This window comes from Portibacter marinus (genome assembly GCF_021533195.1).
Lineage (GTDB): Bacteria > Bacteroidota > Bacteroidia > Chitinophagales > Saprospiraceae > Portibacter > Portibacter marinus.
The window spans coordinates 38,108-57,561 of record NZ_JAJNKB010000013.1 but is presented as its reverse complement, the minus strand read 5'-3'; the positions used below and the strand labels follow the sequence as shown (position 1 = coordinate 57,561).

Genomic DNA, 19,454 nt, shown 5'->3' with positions numbered 1-19,454 from the left:
GCAAATGTTACGACAAAATGGCGTATCCAAGTATCTGTTGTATGCGCTTGGTGAAATCCTACTGGTTGTTTTTGGAATTCTCATTGCGTTAAAGATTAACAATTTGAACACAGAAAGGAAAAACGCTGAACTTGCCGAAGTGTATTTAGAATCTTTGATCCGCGACTTGGTGTCTGACACGATAGATATCAATAGAATTGTCGATGTTCAGAAAAAAGATCTCCTTGCGATTAAAAGTACTTTGAATAAAATACACTTGGCATCGACTACCATCGATACAATGGAGAAAATTATAAAATTAGAATACGACTATGCCTTTAAAGTGAAACGTGATTACGCGAATAACACTTTCAACACCATTATTTCTTCAGGTAACATCGAATTGCTAGATAAGGAACTGGTAGAAAAACTTATGGACCTAAATAGCTTGCAGATAGATCAACTAGAACGATTTAGGAGCAATATTGAATACTATCAATCGGTAATGTCAATGCACATGGTTCATTTCCCAATTAACGTTGAGGTTCATGAAGGAGATATCATCGATCAAATTTTATGGGACAATCTTGACCCCAAAGAACTGGTCGGCACATTCGTGGCAGCGCTTGGGGTCAGAAAGTTTATGTTTGAAAATACAACTGCCGCACATACAAGGATTAAAGAAAAATCTATTGAAATCATTAATTTTATTGAAGAGCATAAATGATGATCATTGAAATAGAAAAACTTCCCCTAAAAAATTAAAAAAATGAAAACGGTCACCCTTCAAATCCTATTTCTTGTAACATTACTTTGTTCTTGTAGCACGAAAGTGGAGAAACCCTTATTATTTGGTGAAGTCGCCTCTGCCCATCCTTTAGCTACAAAAGCAGGCCTGGAAATACTAGAAAGAGGAGGAAATGCCTTCGATGCAGCGATCGCCGTTGCGGCAACACTGAATGTAGTAGAACCGATGATGTCTGGAATTGGCGGATATGGAACGACGCTCATTTACGATGCAGAAAAAAAGAAAGTGAGATATTTGAACTCAAGTGGCCGATTTCCTGAAGCAACAAATTCGGATTTGATGAGGGCACCTACTTCTAGCCACATGGAGAATCGTATTGGTCCTAAAGCGATTTCAACGCCTGGAAATTTGAATGCTTGGGCTGCTCTACATAAGGCATATGGCAGTCTTGAATGGTCAGAGCTTTTTGATGCTGCTATAAAACATGCAGAAGAAGGATATTTAATCAGTGCTAACACTGCAAGATTTATCGAATATTCTTTTTCGGCTTTTAATGATTATCCGAAGTCCTTTTACAGCAAGAATGGAGAACCGCTTAAAGAAGGTGATCGGCTCATCCAAAAAGATCTTGCTCAGACCTTTCGAACCATTGCAAAGGAAGGTGCTGATCCATTTTACAGAGGCGAAATTGCCGAAAAGATTGATCAGAAAATGAAGGATATCGGAAGTTTTCTTAGGAAAAAAGATCTTGAGTTAAATGAAGCGGAGTGGTGGGAGCCTTTAAGTTATAACTATAGAGGTTACGAAGTCTATACCGCATCGCTGCCAGCCAATTCATTCCCAACGTTGTTCAACCTTGGTCTGATGGAACAGTTTCCCAGGGATTCCTTGAATCATAATTCAACAGATTACCTCCATCGATTTGCTGAGATGACAAAAGAATCTTATAGAGCTCGTTTAGCCTATTCTTTTGACCCTGATGTTAGAGAAGCACCGATTGATAGTATCCTCTCAAAAGAAGTGCTCAACGCATTTGTAAGTTCAATTGATAAGGATAGAGCAACCGAGTTTGAACCACCTTTTTCACCCAATAGCGTTAATACTACGCACTTTGTAGTTGCAGATCGATCTGGCAACATCGTCAGTGCAACACAGACTCTTGGCAATGTTTTTGGAAGTCGAATTATGGTCGAAGGTACAGGAGTATGGCTCAATAACTCTATGGCTTATTCCACTTTTGAACCAAAGGGCAACCCGATGGATGCTTTTCCTAGTAGGCATAAATTGTCTGGAGACAGTCCGGTAATTATTATGAAGGATGGGAATCCTTATGCTGCGATGGGTTCTCCGGGAGGTCACACGATAACGCAGAATGTTCCTCAAATCATTTTCAATCTTTTAGATTTTGACATGTCTATGCAAGATGCGATAGACGCTCCGAAGATTACATTTGTAGAACCTAATACCATTCGGGTAGATTCAGAATTGGACGCTACCACGATTAAAGCATTAGAAGAGAAAGGACATCAAATGGTAAAGGGTTCTATCGGGAATGCAACTGGAATCAAGTTGATGTATGATGAGCAAGGGGTGTTGAAGTCCTATGATGTGGGTATAGATCGAAGAGGTGAAGGTAGAAATGCAATAATAGATCATTAGATGGTGTGTAGACGGATCTTGCCTACTGGGAATTGAAATAATAAGATGATTAAGTTTTTCAGAAAATCACGATATAGACTTATGAGAGCAAATAAGGTAAGCAAATACTTTACATATGCCATTGGTGAGATAGTCCTTGTTGTCATCGGCATTCTCATTGCTTTACAGATAAATAATTGGAACGAAAACCGTAAAAACAAGATCAAGGAGCGTAACATCATTTCAGAAATTCATCAGGAGTTTATCAATAATAAGAAGCAGCTGGCATTCATAAAGTCTATGCATCAATATCATTTGGATCAAGTTAATAAAGTGGTCAACTTATTTCCTATAGATGTAACGAAAACGAATTTAGACTCATTAAGCTCATTTATGCTCGAGTCATTTGCAGATTGGACTTTTGAACCTACACAGGGCAGGATAAAATGGCTCGTTAACAGTACAAATTTTGATTTGATTCAAAACGAAGAACTTCGGGATGCCTTTTTGCTTTGGGAACCTACTTTTGAGTACTATCATGAAGATGAGCAACATGCAATAGAGTTTAACAGACAAAGTTTGTATCCCTACATGCGAAAACATTTCAGTCGCGGCATCAACTTTGAAGATGATCGAATGGATTTATCTGTACTGGAATCGATTGAATTTGAGCAGATGATGCATACGCGTAGAGCAAGACTTAGGGCAATTCTAGAAAATCACACCAATGAATTACAACGTCTAGAAGCAATAATTGAAATCATAATAGACTTAACGAAACGAAATGATTAAGTTCTTTAGAAGCATTAGAAAATCTTTGCTAAACGAAAACAGGACAGGCAAGTACCTCAAATATGCCATCGGCGAGGTACTTTTAGTAGTCATTGGCATCTTGATAGCGCTTCAGATTAATAACTGGAACGCGGGACAACAGCAATCTAAAAAAAATACAAAGCTCCTAAGGAATCTGGTCAGTGATATTAAGAAGGATATAGATGGTTTCACAAAAGTAGATTCAGTGTATGCTATCTATGAATCGAATGCAGAAAAAGGCCTTCACTTATTTTATAAAGCCAATACTGTAAAGGATATCGATTCTGTCATGCAGCTTTCACAGACCTCTTGGAATGAATTGTTCTTTACTAGCAGAACCTATGACGAAATGGTCAATTCTGGTAGTATGTACACTCTGGATAATGAAGAACTTCAACAAAGGATAAGTGCATATTACACCAGCATATACGCCAATCAGCGGTATATTAGAGAGGTGAACACCTCGCAGAGAGAATTATTTGTGCAATCTAAAGATATGTACCCGGTTTTTCAGCTTTTATCAGAATTCAACGACCCAAATATTGGATTAAAACTCTTAGATACTACGTGGATTAATAATCCCAATTCTTCAACTTACTTGGCTTTTAGTCACTATTTAAACTTAAGCCAGAGTGATAATAACCAGTACCGTCGTAGAGTTTTTAGAAGGCTTCTAAAGCAAGCCGAGGCACTAAAGTCAAAAATTTATGAAGAAATAGGAGATTAAAGAAAATGATTAAATTTTTTCGTCAAATACGCTATAAACTCATGAGTGAGAACAAAACTGGCAAATACCTCAAATATGCCATTGGTGAGATTATACTTGTGGTAATAGGCATCCTCATTGCACTTCAGATTAATAATTGGAATGAAACCTTAAAAAACAAGGAAAGAGAACGCGAAATCTTGCAAGACATCAAAACCTCACTACAATCAGATCTGGAATTATATGACAAGGTGTTTAACGGTCGGTTTGAGACCAAAAGAATAGGTTTAGAATTCTTAAAAAAAGCAGCATATGCCAATCAAAATCACAGCAAAGACACGCTTATGCGATACGTGAGAATGATACAGCTTGACATTCAATTCCGATATGAACGGGGCCCATTCGATGCGTTAAAATCTGCAGGATTTGAACTGATTAAAGATAAGGAAATGAGAAAAAAGATCATCACAACTTATGAATCATATCTACCTGGATATAGTCTCTTTATTAATAACTATAACGATGATAGGGTAACATTAGGGCAAAAATTTCAGCAAGATATCCTCAAAGAAGTTCTCATTAAAGAGGAAGAAGGAAGGCTTGACATAGTGGCTCGTATAAAGGTCGATAATCTGTTGCAACACCCATCATTCATCTCTCTATTAGCCTTAGAACAAGACAAATATGAAAACTATATGGATCGAATGGCTGATGTCAAAAATCAGATGAACGTCCTAATTGCTGAATTAAATGGTCTAATAGTCGATGATTAAATTTTTTCGTCAAATAGGCTATAAACTCATGAGTGAGAACAAAACTGGCAAATACTTCAAATATGCCATTGGCGAGATTATACTTGTGGTAGTTGGTATACTGATAGCTTTACAAGTCAACAATTGGAACGAAAAGAGAAAACTGAACAATGAAGGAAAAGAAATCTTGACTGCCTTGCAAGCAGAATTTACAAGCAATAGAAAAGTACTAAAGGAACGTATTCAAAATCTTGAGGAAGCGAATCAATATGTAGAATTGGTCCTCCAATTCGTCGGTTCCAATGAGGCAAGGTTGCAATCTGAGAATACAGTACAGTAATGAAGATTCAAAATTGTTTACGGGAAATTATGAAGAGGTTTTCTCAGACCTGGAATTTGAAAATCTTTACTATGGAAAAAAATTTTGGAATTTAGTGATGATTGATCATTATAAATCATTGGATCACTTAGCAAAAGAAATCATTGGTAGAACGGAATGAGCGAGGTGGGTATAGCAGAATTCTTTTACGTAGATATGCTTATTTTCAGTGAACGAGTGAATACTTTAGGTCTATGTAAATGCGGTAGAATTCATTAGGGGTGACATATTTGATAGAACATAATTTTGTTAACTTTCAAAATTATAGTATTTTCATATATTATGGGATGGGAAGAATTACTAAGTTTCGTACTAATAGGTTTGTTTGCTGGTTTACCAGTCTGGTACATCCATTTAAAATCCCGACAAGTGGTAGAACCGGATGATGATGGTAAGTATCATTTGAGAATGAATAGAACTTACCAGGTCTTAGGATACGCCTCGCTCGCTATCATGATCGTTTTCCTGGCGATAGCTATTTATTCAAATGATCGTGCGATGTTTGAACTGACAGGTTTAATTCTTATTTTATTTGGTACGATAGGCGCACCCATCCTACTTTACTATGTGAATCACAAAGTACATTTTGATGATCATGAACTACACATTACGGATTGGTTAGGTGAAGATAACATGATCAAGTGGTCAGAAATTGATCAAATACAATACAATCGATTTTCTGGCAAATTGAATATAATCTGTGGTCAGCAAAAATTCTGTTTACACCAGCACCTGGTTGGATTTAAGACTTTAGTGGGTGTGATGGAAGAACAGACCCAATTTAATGCTCAGGACTTAAAAATTCCGATCAAAGGCGACAGAAGTTGATCCAGTTCATCAAGCGTTTATCCATTTAATTCACTTCATCAGCAGATAAGATTCTCTGCATAAATCCTCCATGAAAATTTTAATACTATCTCAAAAGCAAATCATTGAGAGCAACCGGAACAAGACATTCGCACTGCGTAATTGTACAATTATAAAAACTTGATAGGGTAGAAAAGTTTCTTAATAAAATAAGTCTGCGTGTAAAACCTGTGTGCTGTACACAAGGAGACTTCTTTGAAAGAAAAAATATGGGTGCCCTCTCCTGTAGCTACAGTAAATTTTTCGAGTGAAGTAAATGGCTTCTAGAGTGTTGGTTCAAACCTAAGCTTCTGTAAATTTTTCAATTTGAATTCAAGGGTCTTGAGCATTTTATAAGTATTATTTTAGATGCAGATAAAAATGTTTTATTAGTCCGGTTTTGTAGTGGGTTATTATACTCGAAAGGTGTAAAATTATTCAGAGACCATTAATTATCGGAACTTGAGGATTGATGATAGTTGCTTGGACTTGTTCCATATTCTTCTTTAAACACTTTAGAAAAGTATTTGGGATCTTTAAATCCCAACTGATAAGCTATTTCCGATATGTTAGCTTTCGAATGATTGAGGAGAATAGTGGCCTCGTGCATCTTGATCATTTTTTGGTATTGGATTGGGGTTTTTCCAGTTAAGGTCTTGATTTTCTCATGCAAGTGCGTTCGACCCATACCCATAGCACGACACATTTCTTGGATTCCGAAGTTTTCGCTATCGATATTCTTTTGAACTACACTTCTGAAATGAAGAATAAATTGGTCTTCTCTGTTAGGTAGACTTACTGCGTCATTGATATTTTCTAATTTATTGTATCTTTCTTGAAGAGCTTTTCTCATTGTGAGAAGATTTGAAATTCGAAGTAATAGTTCTTCTTTGTCAAATGGTTTCATCATGTAGCCATCTGCTCCGAGCTTCAAACCATCTAACTTAGATTCTTGATCTGCCTTCGCTGTGAGCATGATGATAGGAATGTGGCTGGTTCTTATATCACTTTTTAACTGACGGCAAAATTCATAGCCGTCCATTACAGGCATCATAATGTCTGAAATAATGATGGTAGGCATCGTCTGAAGCGCAATTGATCGTCCTTCTTCACCGTTGTGAGCCTTTAAGATATAGTAGTTTTCATTAAGGCATAATATTAGATAATGCATGACATCTGCATTATCTTCTACAATGAGTACTGTTGGTTTATCTTTGCTCTGGTTGTTGAGGTCAATCTGTTCCTTTTCTTGTTTTCCGTTAATAGGAAAGGAAGCAGACCATTGATGGATTGAACTGAAATCCAGTTTAGTCTTAAATTCAGCTTGGTTTGATTTTGGTAACTTAATAATAAATGTTGTACCATAACCTTCTTCACTGGCGACATGCATTTGTCCATTCATTAATGCAACCAATTCCTTAACAATCGTCAAACCTATTCCAGTTCCTATCCCTGCCTGGCTATTGGCATTCCCAATTTGGTAATAACGATTGAATATATTGGTCAAGTTCTCCTTTGGTATACCTACACCATTGTCTTTCACCATAATTTGCAAAACCGCTTTGTCTTCCTTTAGGCCAATTTTTACATAGCCACCTTTGAGTGTATTCTTAATTGCATTATATACAAGATTGGATATGATTTTGAGAACTTGATCTGGGTCAAAATCGCAAATCAATTCATCTTCAGGGACTTCGTAGAGCAACTCTACTTCATTAGAATTCGCAATGGGTTCAAATGACTCCCCAATGTACCTTAGATAGTATGAAAGGTCGGACTGAATGGGATTATGAAGCATCTTTCCAGACTCCAACTTCCTGAGATCTAGCATTTGATTAACCAGAGAAAGTAAACTTTGTGTATTCCTCCTGATCATTTCAGATATTTTGGAATCGCTATCAAGCTGCTTAGATAATCCGTCGATAATGGTAAGTGGTGTGCGAAACTCATGTGTAATATTAGTATATAGCTTAGATTTCAATCTATCTAATTCTTCTAATTCCTCTGTCTGTTTCTGAATGGTGTAAGTTCTTTTATCTACTTCTTGTTCCAGAAGTTGTCGCAAACGCTTTTGCCTGATTGACCATGCGATCAACAGCGTTGTTACAAGGAATACACAAATCAGAACAAACCACCACGTCTGATAGAAATAACTGCCCACTATTAATGGTACCCTGATCGTATTGATAGTAGGCACTCCTCTGTAATCTGATCCTTTTATAAGCAAGTTGTATGATCCACGGGGTAAATCCACCAGGGAAAGTTCATGGATATTACCTATGAAGTTCCATTGATCGCTGACAGTCTCCAACCTATAAGCAAAACTTGAAGAAGTAGGATTTGTGTACCTAGATAATCCATAAGAAACTTTAAGGTTTCTGTTCGCTGCTGGCAGATATATGCCTTTGTCCAGATTAGATACGATAGACATCGTTCCTTCTACAATGGTAGAATCACCAAAGCTGAGACTGGTGAGATAAATCTTTACTGGATCATCTTCATTGATCTTTTGCTTGTATTGGATAGGATCGATGATGCTGATTCCGGCAACACTTCCAAAAAACAAGAGGCCATCCTGATTCTTAAAAATAGACCACCTGTTGCATTCATTATTGACAAGACCGTCAGCTTCGTAGACGTGACCAATGATGTTTAAATTTTGATCGATGATGGTAATGCCATTAAAGGTGCCGATCCATAAATCACCTTCGTTGTCTTTTTCCAGCACTGCAACGGTATTGTCACTTAAACCCTTGCTCTCATCTACTATCATCAGATCTTCAGTCCTGGGATCGAATATCCATACACCTTCAGCAAAAGTGCCTAACCAAAAGCGACCTTGATCATCAGAGGTCATCATGTTGATGGGAACTCTTAAGGAGGGATGAACCAACTTAAAATCCTTATTCTTCATTCGATCTAATTGATACAGCCCAATGCTGGTCACCAGATATACCTCCTCTTCAAAGAGGAAAATTTGGTTCACATAACCTGGGACATCTGAATCAGATAATAGTCTTTGCTGATTGGTCTCCGTATTCCAGGTGTAGAGCTTTCTGTTAGATACAATAATATATTCGTCACTGTCTGGAATGATTTTATATCGTAGGATGTTCCTTCCGAAATTAAACTCAGAGCACTCTAAAGTGATCGGATCTATCTTATACAATCGGTTCAGCCTGGGTTCAATGATTCGTCCTCCATTATCTTTTTCGATAACACCGTCATACATATATTCATCTTTGCAGTCTAAAACCCCGTTTTGAATTTGTAAACCTGTAGAATCGATTTCCAGAATACGACTGCCACCCAAGTAGTAATGCTCGTTCACTAAATGATGGATGCCTCTCATTGCCGAAGATTCAATTTTCTGGATGCCTTCGTTAGAAGTAACATCTACAATTTGAAAGTTATATGCAGCTTTAACCACTTGCTTGGTAAAGTCGGTACTGTAGTAGTTTAGGTCAATACCATATTCCCAGCCGATATCATCGAAACTTTGAATAACTGCAGAGTAATCAGAATATTGTCCTAACTGACTTCGTATCAAACCTTTTTTAGAGCCATCGAAATATTCAAATATTAGTAAGATATTGGATAGTTCATCTAGAAATAATCCCATCTTTTTGATGTTCCCTTTATATGCCTTAGGAACAGAGTATCGAAAGTCTTCGAACTGCCCTGATTTCCTATTTAGTTTGAAAACTTGATCAACTTTTGAGAGGTAGATAAATTGTTCACCCTCTAATGTTTCAATAAATCGTGTTATTACTAAATGAGGATCCCTGACATCTTTATCAATAGTGAAGATCTTTTCGACGGTTTGCTGTATCGGATCAAAGCGATATAGATTATAAAGATCCGATGCATAATAAAAGTCTTTGACTTTTAAAAATGGATAATTACGTGTTGCCGATGGTATTTTTTTGAGAACTTTAAAACTACCCAGGATCCGCATTCGTCCTGATTCAAAATTAACGATGACCATATCCTGATCTGTATGACAAAGAAGATCATAACCTTTATCATTTTTGATGGCACTGCCTATTCTCAGTTTTTTTCCTTCAAGCGTCGGAAGATTGTAGTGATCGAATTGTCCTGAGATTGGATTGAACTCATAAAATGCATAATTTTCTCTTGCCATTTCCTGTGTTCTTTTGAACAGGTATCCATAGTTTATATTATTATTAAACCCTATGGGATGTAGATAGGAAAAATCATCTAATCCTGAATCTATAATATTTTTTTGCAGCGGCTTAAAGCCATCTAGCTGATAGAATGAAACATCGTAGGATATCTGGGCATGAAAGCATGGAATAACCATCAACTTTCCAAGGCTGTCAACAAAAGAATAAAACACACATCGATCAGGAAGGCCATTTTCAATCCCATAAAGTTGTTGAGCAGAAGGGTAAAAGACGCGCTCTATGTTTGCTTGACTTAATCCAGTCGTGATTAACAGGAAGAAGTTTAAAATTATAAGCAAATTACTTCTCATACAAAAGGTGGTTGGGCGTTATGTGCTTACCAAATTAAGCAAAACCATTGATTTGTTTAAATGAAGAGTCTTAATGGATGTTAAATAATTTGTATTTTACTTCATAGATTACTTCTACTAAAAAGACTTACTCGTTATGTTGCACTTCAAATCGACAGGGTTTATCCTTTGTCTCCTATGCTTTTTTGCTGAATCTATTGATGCGCAGATCATTCCTGAGCGCTTAACACTCGATCAACTTGACAAAGAGGTAGAGATTTTAGTAGACGAGTGGGGCATCGCTCATATTTATGCACAAACAGAACACGATTTATTTTTCACGCAAGGCTGGAATGCCGCAAGAGACCGTTTATTCCAATTTGAAATATGGCGCAGGCAGGCTGAAGGAACAGTTGCAGAAATACTGGGTCCAGAAGAATTGCAAAGGGACATTGGAACCAGATTATTTAAATTCAGGGGTAATATGGATGACGAAATGAACCACTATCATCCAAGAGGAAAATCCATCATCACAGCTTTTGTAGATGGTGTAAATGCCTATATTGACCTGGCCAATAAGAAGCCAGAAGAACTGCCACTTGAATTTAAGCTCCTAGGCATTCAGCCAGTAAAGTGGACACCTGAGGTGGTCATTTCTCGCCACCAGGGACTACTTGGAAACATCGATGATGAATTAGATGTTGCAAGACAAGTTGCTGCTGTCGGTGTTGACAAGACACTTGATTTGAACTTTTTTCATCCTAAAGAACCTAAACTGGCATTGGATTCTACGATAAAAAAAGAGTGGTTAGACCACGATATTCTTGAATTGTATAATGCATATCGAAAACCTGTTGCTTTCAGAAAAGAAAACCTGGTTTCAGCGGTCAACGAGATTCCTGAAAATAAGAGACCATTCAATGAATTTCAAAATGACCAGTCAGATTATAGCATTGGTTCTAACAATTGGGTCATTACAGGCGAACATACTGTGAGCGGATTTCCAATAATGGCCAATGATCCGCATCGAAGGCAGTCTGTTCCTTCATTGAGATATATGTGTCACCTGGTCGGTCCTGGCTGGAATGTCATAGGAGGGGGAGAACCTGAAATACCGGGAATTTCCATCGGGCATAATGGAGTTGGTGCTTGGGGATTGACCGTTTTCAGAACTGATGCAGAAGACTTGTACGTTTATGAGTTAAATCCATCTGACCAAAATCAATATTGGCACAATGAGGAGTGGGTCGATTTTGATTCTATAGTGACTATGATCCCGGTAAAAGGAGCTCAAGATTATCGGGCTGTTCTGAAATATTCGATCCATGGACCTGTTGTCTATTCCATTGAACCTGAAAATGTAGCATTTGCAGTGAAATGTGGGTGGATGGAAGTAGGTGGTGCTCCTTATTTAGCCAGCTTGAGAATGAATCAATCCCAGAATTTTGAGGAATTCAGAGAAGCCTGCAATTATTCAAATATTCCAGGGGAGAATATGATTTGGGCTGACAGGTCTGGAAACATCGGATGGCAGTCGGTGGGCATCGCGCCTTTAAGAAGAAACTTTAGTGGGATGGTCCCCGTTCCAGGTGACGGCAGATTTGAATGGGACGGCTATCTGCCCATTATCGAAAAGCCTAATATTTATAATCCTGAAAGTGGTTTTTTCATTACTGCTAATGAAAATGTCACTCCATCAACTTATACTGAATGGGATGCAATTGGTTATTCCTGGGCTGATCGTTTCAGGGGAGACCGGATTCATGAGGTTTTGTCTCAAGGTGGCAAGTTTTCAATGATGGATATGGCTCGATTGCAAACGGACTATAAATCGATTCCTGCCACCCAGCTTATTCCATTGTTACGAGGTGTGAAGTCAAATTCACCCGAAGTTAAGTATATCATGGAGAAACTATTAAATTGGGAGGATTTCGAACTGAATCCGGAGTCGGTGTCGGCTGCCATATATGTAGAGTGGGAATCCGTTTTGAAGCAGGAATTTGAACGCAGTTTCGTACCCGTCGCGATCAGAGATATATACAGTGTGCAAATGAGCAGATTAATTGACTTACTCACCTTTCCTGATGGGCGATTTGGTGAAAATATCATAGCGGGAAGAGATGCCTTTTTACGTTCTACACTTCGGGAAACTTCCGAAAACTTGAAAGATAGGTTGGGGGATGATACAAGTCAATGGCAATATGGACAACTTGAAAATAAACACATATTCCTGGAGCATGCCTTAGGTCAATTGGTGAGTGATTCCATCGCTGAAAAGCTAAATGTGGGGCCTCACATCAGAGGTGGAAATGGATATACCGTAGGGAGTACAGGCAATAATTTAAATCAATCCAGTGGTGCGTCTTTCAAAGTGATTATTGATACAGGGAATTGGGATGGTTCGTTATTTATGAATAGCCCAGGTCAGTCTGGTAATCCTGATTCAGCATTTTATGATAATCTTTTCGAGGACTGGGCATCTGACAGGTATTATCCTTTATTTTACAGCAGAGAAAAGGTAGTAGGTGCCACCGCGAAAAAAATTCTTCTGAATTCAAAATAGTGCCTCATTATATTAAATTCAAGATATCATTATATTTAAAGTAAAACCGCAAACATGAAAGTCACTCCTGAACACAATGAGAGAATTGCGAAGATGAAGTTCTCTTCAGTATATCCGCATTACGTGACGAAAGTCGAGAAGAAAGGTAGAACCAAAGCAGAGCTGCATGAGGTGATTCATTGGCTCACAGGTTACTCTGATCAAAAGATAGAGGAGCTGATCCATGAGGAGGTCACTTTTAAGCAATTTTTTGAAAAGGCTCAACTAAATGAAAATGCAGATCAAATTAAAGGAGTTATCTGTGGTTATAGAATCGAAGAGATTGACAATGACCTCACAAGAAAAACCAGGTACTTAGACAAACTGGTGGATGAACTTGCGAAAGGTAGAAAGATGGAGAAAATTCTAAGAAAATAGGTTATTCGATTACCTTCTTGAAGCATATCAAACCCGCTTCCTGATCAAGTTCAGACAATTCACTTTCTGCTATCGATTGAAAACCCATCTTCTCCAGAAGGTTTACAGTAGCTATGTTTTTGGGTGAGCAAACGCCAATAATCGTTTTTAAATCCAACATGTGAAATCCAAACTTCAGAACCTCATCAATGGCTTCTGACATTAATCCCCTTTTTTGAAAATCTGGATGTAAATCATAACCGATTTCTCCCTGGTTTTGGTTAAAGTCTAGATGCCAAAGCGTAATGGTTCCTACTAAAAATCCAGTGGTTTTTAATTCCATTCCCCAGAAAATGGACTTCTTGTAAAAAAAGTCCTGATCCCGATCCCGTATGAATGAAATGGCATGATCTACATTTTCAGTTCTGGGTCTTTCAACATAAGCATTGACCCTTGGATCATTCCTTAGAAAATGTATAAAAACGGCATCATCTGAGGTTAATTAACGCAAGATCAACCTATTGGTCTCTAACCTTGGAAATCGGTTTGCAAATTTGAATTTCATCGAAATCATGGTTAATGGCGTAAGATTGAATCATTTTTTAAGCACAGGTCTGCCAAACTCACTGTCCGGTTTCCATTCTGGCCATACATCTGAATTAGCCAGGTGCCAGCCTACATTGAAGTAAAGTTGACCATCCTGCAGCATACCACCAAAATTCCAATCCTCCGGGTCAAAATTATCCGCGGGCGCATGATACCTTTTGGCTATGTATGTATCTGTGAATTCCTTAGCATATGCTTTTCCTTTTTCTTTGTGATCATAAGTGCCGCCGGCATAGAGTACCGGGATGCCTTTCTTTGCAAAATTAAACTGGTCTGATCGGTAGAAGTAGCCTTTCTCCGGTTCCTGTTCTGGAATGGTATATCGGCCTTGCTTTTTAGCCTCCTCTGCTGCAATGTCATCCATAGTAGAATATCCCATTCCGGTAATACTCAAATCTTTCATCTCTCCTGCCGGATTTACGCCGTCCATATTCAGATTGGCTACAATCTGATCATTCGGTATCGTTGGTTTTTCAGCATAATACTCTGAGCCAAGCAGACCTTGCTCTTCAGCGGTCACAAGTAGGAATGCCACTGATCGATCGGGCTTTTGTTCTGCAGTAGCAAACATCTCGGCAATAGCAAGGACTGTAGAGGTGCCACTTGCATTGTCTAATGCTCCATTATAAATACTGTCACCATCGATAGGCTCACCTACTCCTATATGATCCCAATGCGCCGTGTATAGTAGATATTCTTCGGGATTTTGCTGACCGGGAAGAATGCCTATCACATTTTGAGATTCACAAATATTGCTTTCAGCCTCTATCTGAACAGACACCTTAGCCTCAAGTGGAATAGGCTTAAAACCCGGAGTTCTGGCAGCATTGATCATCGCAGTAAAATCCTGACCTGACATTTTGAATAATTCCTGGGCGGCATCGATGGTGATCCAACCTTTAATAGCCGTATCGTTTTCTCGATTCATGTCAGCCAAACCCTGCTTTGGTCCGGTCCAGGAACTTTGAATGACAAACCAGGGGTAACCAGCCATCGACGTTTGATGAATGATCAAAAGACCATCAGCCCCTAACTCATCAATAAAGTCATACTTGTTGTCCCACCGACCACCAAAAGTCATGGTATTTCCCTTAAAGAAAGTAGAGTCCTCACCACCAAATCCTGGATCGTTGACCAAAACAACTGCAGTCTTACCCTCCATGTCCATACCAGCATAATCATTCCAGTTGTCTTTTTCGGAGACAATGCCAAAGCCACAGAAGACCAGGTCGGAATTATTCAAGCTATATTGGCCAGCACCTCTTTCTGTGTGAACGACAAAATCTTTACGAGGCTGTAGGTTGAGCTCGCCCGATTTCGTTTGAATTCTCATCTCGCCTAATATCTCTGTCTCGATTTCGATCAGCGGCACTGTTTGGGTGTAAAGATCTCAGTTTCCAGGCTGAAGTCCCAGGGCTTTCATTTCTTCGACCAGATATGCGATTGTTTTCTCCTCACCCTCAGAACAAGGCATGCGGCCTTGGAATTCGTCTGAGGCAAGCGCTGCCATATGCCGTGCAATGGTGTCTTGAGATATTTTTTGGTCAATGTTTTCTTGCTGACAAGATATCAATACTGCAAAGGAGAATAAGATCGCTATTCGATTCATTAAAATCATTTTAGATGAATAATGAAGTTAACAAATTTTCAGGATCTTACAGCCACTATACTTTCCTCTGGAGTCGTCACCGTGAGTGAACTGATTTGGTTATTTTCCGAATTAAACCTGATCTGCACAGATGGGGCACCGTTATAAATAAAGGTATGATCTGCTGTCTTGTAAATTGCCCCTCCAAACCCTCCAATCGGGGCTAACGATAACATTTTCCGCATATTCAACTGCACTGTAAAGCCTTCAACTCCTTCGCTACCATAGTAATAGTCACCTAAGAATTGATCGGATTCATCTTCACTGACATCGAGATAGTCAAGCCCACCGGCATCTCCAAGTTCCTGTAGATAAGCAATGGTTTTTTCTAAGCTTAGGAGGTCAACTTTATCCATATTATCTTTCATACGTTCACCGGCATAGGCATGGTCAAGCAGGCTAATACCATGGGGTCCCATTGTCTTCTGCATTCCCGGGTAATTTTGGATGATGCTTTGTAAGGCCTGGAAATTACCCATCATGGCAAAGGTGAAAATTGTAGGCCTGGCATCTTTGCTTATCAGAAATTGAACGATATCTCTTCTGCCGACATGCGATGCTGCACCAATTGCCGATTCAAAGTCTCCAAAGCGCCACTCCCAAACAGATCTTGCCAGCTCAGGTCTCTTGTTTACCATTTTCATGACGGTGTCCAGATCAGCGTGAGATTTGCCGACTACCTGTGAAATCACTTCGGGGTCTATGTTTGGAAAATGACGGGATATAGGCTTACTGAAAGGATAAAAAGTATCGTTCTGCTTATAACTTAACTTTGCGGCGTCCGGTAAAATCAAACCAATTATTCCTAAAGTGGTCAATTTAAGGGCGTCTCTACGTTGATTGGATTTCATTTTATTGTAGTTTAGATATAAAATTGAACGTTTTCGAGTATCATAAAGATGCATTCGTATGTCAATGTAAGTTTTGAGATGATAAATTTGTGGAAATAAATTCACAAAAATTTCATTTAAATTTTAATATTGCTGATAAAACATGTTGATTTTCAAATAAATTTGGGGATTTAAATGCACAAGGGTACTTTTAATGAACTAGTCGTAATATGAGCACACTACTACATAAGAATAACGTAAAGATTACAGGAAATGGTGATCAAGCCATGATTTTTGTTCATGGATTTGGTTGTGATCAAAACATGTGGAGATTTGTAGCTCCTTCATTTGAAAATGATTATAAAGTTGTTCTACTTGATTTGGTTGGAGCCGGGGGATCTGATGCCAGATATTACAACAAGCAGAAATATGATACGCTGACTGGACACGCACAGGACATTATCGACCTTTGTGAGTTCTTAAATCTTAATGATATCATTTTCGTTGGGCATTCTGTTAGTGCAATGATCGGTGCATTAGTGGATATACATCAGCCTGGTTTGATCGAAAAGCTGGTTATGATTGGTCCGTCCCCGTGTTATATCAATGATGAGAATTACCACGGAGGATTTGATCAAAAAGACATTGAGGAGTTGTTGGAAGCAATGGATATCAATTATTTGGGCTGGTCATCCTCTCTTGCACCGGTAATTATGGGAAATGCTGATAAACCTGAACTGGGTAATGAGCTTAAAGAAAGTTTCTGTAAGACCGATCCTGAGATTGCTCAGGAATTTGCAAAAGTTACGTTCTTATCTGATAACAGAGCAGACCTCCACCGCATCAAAGCTGACTGTCTTATTTTACAATGTCAGGAAGACATCATTGCCCCTGAAACAGTTGGAGAGTATCTCAAAGAAAAAATTCCTTCCAACTCTTACACGGTTTTGGATGCAACCGGTCATTGTCCGCATATGAGTGCCCCTGAGGAAACGATAGCAGCTATCACGGACTTTCTGGAACTATAGTTTATGAATAAAACCCATATAGACCATAGCACACCAAAAACTTCCGATGATTGGCTGAAACTCCTACGAGATGCTCCTTGTGGTTACTTGTTATTAAGCTCAAGAGGCGATATCGTTTATGCCAATGATACTTTTTTGAGTTGGATGCAATATGAACGATCGGAAATTGAGGACCAAAAAAAATTTCAAGATTTTCTACCCATTGGTCACAGGCTTTTTTATGAAACTCAGCATTTGATGAAACTTCGTTTACAAGGAGAGGTCAATGAAGTCAATTATTCTTTAAGGAGAAAAGATGGAGGCCTCAAAGAAACCTTAATCAATTCCAAAGTTGTTAAGGGTGAATTAGATAAAGTCTCTCAAATTCAGCTGATTATAATGCCTTTCTCTGAGAGGATTACGTATGAAAAAGAATTGCTTAAAGCCAAAAAAGCTAGTGAAGAAGCTGCACATTCGAAGTCCAATTTTCTGGCAACGATGTCACACGAAATCCGAACACCAATCCATGCCATCATTAATGCGAGTAAAATATTAGATCATTTTGAGCCTCAGGGAGAACAGAAAGAGTTATTGGACGTCATTCATTCAGCAGGAGACCATCTCTTGAAACTGATAAATTCCGTACTGGATTTGAGTAAGCTAGAGGCTAAAGTCATGGCACCTGTTTCTAAATCATTTAACATGAGTGATTTGTTAGAACAACTGGTCAAAATCTATAGACCATTGGCAAAGATCAATCAAGTTATGCTTACATCAGAGATTGACCCAAACTTGAAAACAGAGTTGGTCAGTGACGAGGTCAAGATTAATCAGATCCTTACCAACCTTATTGGGAATGCGATCAAATTTACCAAGAATGGAACCATCACGATCTTTGTTAAAGTTCAAGGAGAAACTAGTGATCAAATTCACTTGCGGATAGAGATTAGAGATACGGGTATAGGAATGAGTGAAAGTGAAGTACAGAAAGTAAAAGATCCATTTACACAGGCCAATTCAGAGATTTATAGTCTTTATGGTGGCAGTGGTTTGGGCTTATCTATAACCAATCGGTTACTGGAAGTGCTTGGAAGTAATCTGCAAATAGAAAGTACCAAAGGTCAGGGCTCCACATTTTGGTTTGAACTCAGTGTAGATAAAGGGCACGAAATTACAGTTTGTCAAAATGAGCATTCGAAGACTTTCTCAGGAATGGATCTTTCACACTTGAGAATCTTAAATGTAGATGATCAGCCATCTAACTTACTGATTATAAAACATTTTTGTCGAATGTGTAATGCTAATTTTTACGGAGCTAATAGTGGGGAGGAGGCATTGGATTACCTTCAAACGGAGGATTTTGACCTGATATTAATGGACATTAATATGCCAGGTATGAGTGGTTTTGATGCCACCCAGGCCATTAGGACATTAGATGATCCGAAAAAAGCACAAGTACCGATTATCGGTTTTTCTGCTTATGAATCCCAGGATATCATTGTGAAAGCAAGGCAGGTAGGAATGAACAACGTTCTCAGCAAGCCCATTGCTATGTCAAAATTATATGAGCAAATTTCATTGCTTACTTCAGAGATAAACCAGGTCGTTCAATCAGTGCCTCAATGGACGCCCTTTGAAAATCTGACGGATGTACCTAGTTTAAGTTCATTGAAGTCTTTTTTTGATAACGACAAGGAGGCGATCTCTGAATACCTTACCCTCGCAGCCAGGGACCTGGATGACATTATAGAAGACCTTGAAGAAGTTCTCGAAAATAATTCGATCGAAATCTATAAGAAAGCAACGCATAAATCCACTACCATTCTGCGATTTCTGGAAATGAATTCTATTCAATCAATGATAGATGAAATGAAAGATTTACTGTATGATTCAGATGACTTCCACAATGAACTGATAAAACTGATCGCCGTGTACCAGGATACTGCGCACTGGATACGGCATCAGCTAAGCGATTGAGTATCCTTTAGCTTTTTCATAGACCTACTCAGCTCAGCCATGAACCATAGGTAACCTTTTCAAAGGTCTTGCTATATGATGTCAGAAAT

15 protein-coding genes and 1 pseudogene are annotated in these 19,454 nt (G+C 38.6%); 11 read left to right on the top strand and 5 right to left on the bottom strand.

All coding sequences use genetic code 11. From position 1 onward, the window contains the following. Positions 1–4 precede the first annotated feature (4 nt). The 7 genes from L2567_RS19710 (at position 5) to L2567_RS19680 (ending at position 5,843) form a co-directional block, all read left to right on the top strand. The gene (locus tag L2567_RS19710) at positions 5–706 is read left to right on the top strand and encodes a DUF6090 family protein (RefSeq protein WP_235299578.1); all 702 of its coding nucleotides are present in this window, start codon (positions 5–7) and stop codon (positions 704–706) included. A 42-nt stretch (positions 707–748) separates the two neighbouring features. Beyond that, a complete protein-coding gene (gene ggt / locus L2567_RS19705) occupies positions 749–2,386 on the top strand; it encodes a gamma-glutamyltransferase (RefSeq protein WP_235299577.1) in 1,638 nt (545 codons plus the stop codon). An 81-nt stretch (positions 2,387–2,467) separates the two neighbouring features. Continuing rightward, complete coding sequence (locus L2567_RS19700) at positions 2,468–3,157, top strand: DUF6090 family protein (RefSeq protein WP_235299576.1); 690 nt, start codon at positions 2,468–2,470, stop codon at positions 3,155–3,157. Continuing rightward, entirely contained in the window at positions 3,150–3,905 is a 756-nt protein-coding gene (locus L2567_RS19695) for a DUF6090 family protein (protein WP_235299575.1), read from the top strand. The genes L2567_RS19700 and L2567_RS19695 overlap by 8 nt, the downstream gene beginning before the upstream one ends. A 41-nt stretch (positions 3,906–3,946) precedes the next feature. Next, positions 3,947–4,657 (top strand): DUF6090 family protein, encoded by a 711-nt coding sequence (locus L2567_RS19690; protein WP_235299574.1) that lies wholly within the window; start codon positions 3,947–3,949, stop codon positions 4,655–4,657. 28 nt (positions 4,658–4,685) lie between these two features. After that, positions 4,686–4,976 carry a DUF6090 family protein gene (locus L2567_RS19685; protein ID WP_235299573.1) on the top strand — a complete coding sequence of 97 codons (291 nt, stop codon included), beginning with the start codon at positions 4,686–4,688 and terminating at the stop codon, positions 4,974–4,976. Positions 4,977–5,297: 321 nt separating this feature from the next. Continuing rightward, a complete protein-coding gene (locus L2567_RS19680; RefSeq protein WP_235299572.1) occupies positions 5,298–5,843 on the top strand; it encodes a hypothetical protein in 546 nt (181 codons plus the stop codon). 466 nt (positions 5,844–6,309) lie between these two features. Here the strand turns inward: L2567_RS19680 and L2567_RS19675 are convergent, their stop codons facing one another. Continuing rightward, positions 6,310–10,359 carry a hybrid sensor histidine kinase/response regulator transcription factor gene (locus L2567_RS19675; RefSeq protein ID WP_235299571.1) on the bottom strand — a complete coding sequence of 1,350 codons (4,050 nt, stop codon included), beginning with the start codon at positions 10,357–10,359 and terminating at the stop codon, positions 6,310–6,312. Between the two features lie 136 nt (positions 10,360–10,495). Between L2567_RS19675 and L2567_RS19670 the strand changes: the two genes are divergently transcribed. Together L2567_RS19670 and L2567_RS19665 are read left to right on the top strand one after the other, a co-directional pair. Continuing rightward, entirely contained in the window at positions 10,496–12,901 is a 2,406-nt protein-coding gene (locus tag L2567_RS19670; protein WP_235299570.1) for a penicillin acylase family protein, read from the top strand. 54 nt (positions 12,902–12,955) lie between these two features. Continuing rightward, a complete protein-coding gene (locus L2567_RS19665; protein ID WP_235299569.1) occupies positions 12,956–13,318 on the top strand; it encodes a DUF2200 domain-containing protein in 363 nt (120 codons plus the stop codon). A 1-nt stretch (position 13,319) separates the two neighbouring features. Here the strand turns inward: L2567_RS19665 and L2567_RS19660 are convergent. From L2567_RS19660 to L2567_RS19645, 4 genes and pseudogenes are all read right to left on the bottom strand, one after another. Next, a pseudogene (locus tag L2567_RS19660) lies at positions 13,320–13,784 on the bottom strand (GNAT family N-acetyltransferase); the annotation flags it as partial. A 108-nt stretch (positions 13,785–13,892) separates the two neighbouring features. Continuing rightward, entirely contained in the window at positions 13,893–15,236 is a 1,344-nt protein-coding gene (locus L2567_RS19655) for a M28 family metallopeptidase (RefSeq protein WP_235299568.1), read from the bottom strand. Positions 15,237–15,293: 57 nt separating this feature from the next. Beyond that, on the bottom strand, positions 15,294–15,512 hold the full coding sequence (locus tag L2567_RS19650; protein WP_235299567.1) for a hypothetical protein: 219 nt from the start codon (positions 15,510–15,512) through the stop codon (positions 15,294–15,296). A 38-nt stretch (positions 15,513–15,550) separates the two neighbouring features. Then, complete coding sequence (locus L2567_RS19645) at positions 15,551–16,402, bottom strand: hypothetical protein (RefSeq protein ID WP_235299566.1); 852 nt, start codon at positions 16,400–16,402, stop codon at positions 15,551–15,553. Between the two features lie 209 nt (positions 16,403–16,611). Here L2567_RS19645 and L2567_RS19640 point away from each other — a divergent pair, with 209 nt between their 5' ends. Then, positions 16,612–17,409, top strand: a complete 798-nt coding sequence (locus tag L2567_RS19640) for an alpha/beta fold hydrolase (protein WP_235299565.1) — start codon at positions 16,612–16,614, stop codon at positions 17,407–17,409. Between the two features lie 3 nt (positions 17,410–17,412). Then, the gene (locus tag L2567_RS19635) at positions 17,413–19,365 is read left to right on the top strand and encodes a PAS domain-containing hybrid sensor histidine kinase/response regulator (RefSeq protein WP_235299564.1); all 1,953 of its coding nucleotides are present in this window, start codon (positions 17,413–17,415) and stop codon (positions 19,363–19,365) included. Positions 19,366–19,454 lie beyond the last annotated feature (89 nt).

Coding starts and splice junctions, on each gene's coding strand:
- L2567_RS19665 (WP_235299569.1), top strand. CDS start 12,956: ATGAAAGTCACTCCTGAACACAATGAGAGAATTGCGAAGATGAAGTTC.
- L2567_RS19700 (WP_235299576.1), top strand. CDS start 2,468: ATGAGAGCAAATAAGGTAAGCAAATACTTTACATATGCCATTGGTGAG.
- L2567_RS19675 (WP_235299571.1), bottom strand. CDS start 10,359: ATGAGAAGTAATTTGCTTATAATTTTAAACTTCTTCCTGTTAATCACG.
- L2567_RS19645 (WP_235299566.1), bottom strand. CDS start 16,402: ATGAAATCCAATCAACGTAGAGACGCCCTTAAATTGACCACTTTAGGA.
- L2567_RS19685 (WP_235299573.1), top strand. CDS start 4,686: ATGAGTGAGAACAAAACTGGCAAATACTTCAAATATGCCATTGGCGAG.
- ggt (WP_235299577.1), top strand. CDS start 749: ATGAAAACGGTCACCCTTCAAATCCTATTTCTTGTAACATTACTTTGT.
- L2567_RS19650 (WP_235299567.1), bottom strand. CDS start 15,512: ATGAATCGAATAGCGATCTTATTCTCCTTTGCAGTATTGATATCTTGT.
- L2567_RS19640 (WP_235299565.1), top strand. CDS start 16,612: ATGAGCACACTACTACATAAGAATAACGTAAAGATTACAGGAAATGGT.
- L2567_RS19710 (WP_235299578.1), top strand. CDS start 5: ATGTTACGACAAAATGGCGTATCCAAGTATCTGTTGTATGCGCTTGGT.
- L2567_RS19635 (WP_235299564.1), top strand. CDS start 17,413: ATGAATAAAACCCATATAGACCATAGCACACCAAAAACTTCCGATGAT.
- L2567_RS19655 (WP_235299568.1), bottom strand. CDS start 15,236: ATGAGAATTCAAACGAAATCGGGCGAGCTCAACCTACAGCCTCGTAAA.
- L2567_RS19680 (WP_235299572.1), top strand. CDS start 5,298: ATGGGATGGGAAGAATTACTAAGTTTCGTACTAATAGGTTTGTTTGCT.
- L2567_RS19670 (WP_235299570.1), top strand. CDS start 10,496: ATGTTGCACTTCAAATCGACAGGGTTTATCCTTTGTCTCCTATGCTTT.
- L2567_RS19690 (WP_235299574.1), top strand. CDS start 3,947: ATGAGTGAGAACAAAACTGGCAAATACCTCAAATATGCCATTGGTGAG.
- L2567_RS19695 (WP_235299575.1), top strand. CDS start 3,150: ATGATTAAGTTCTTTAGAAGCATTAGAAAATCTTTGCTAAACGAAAAC.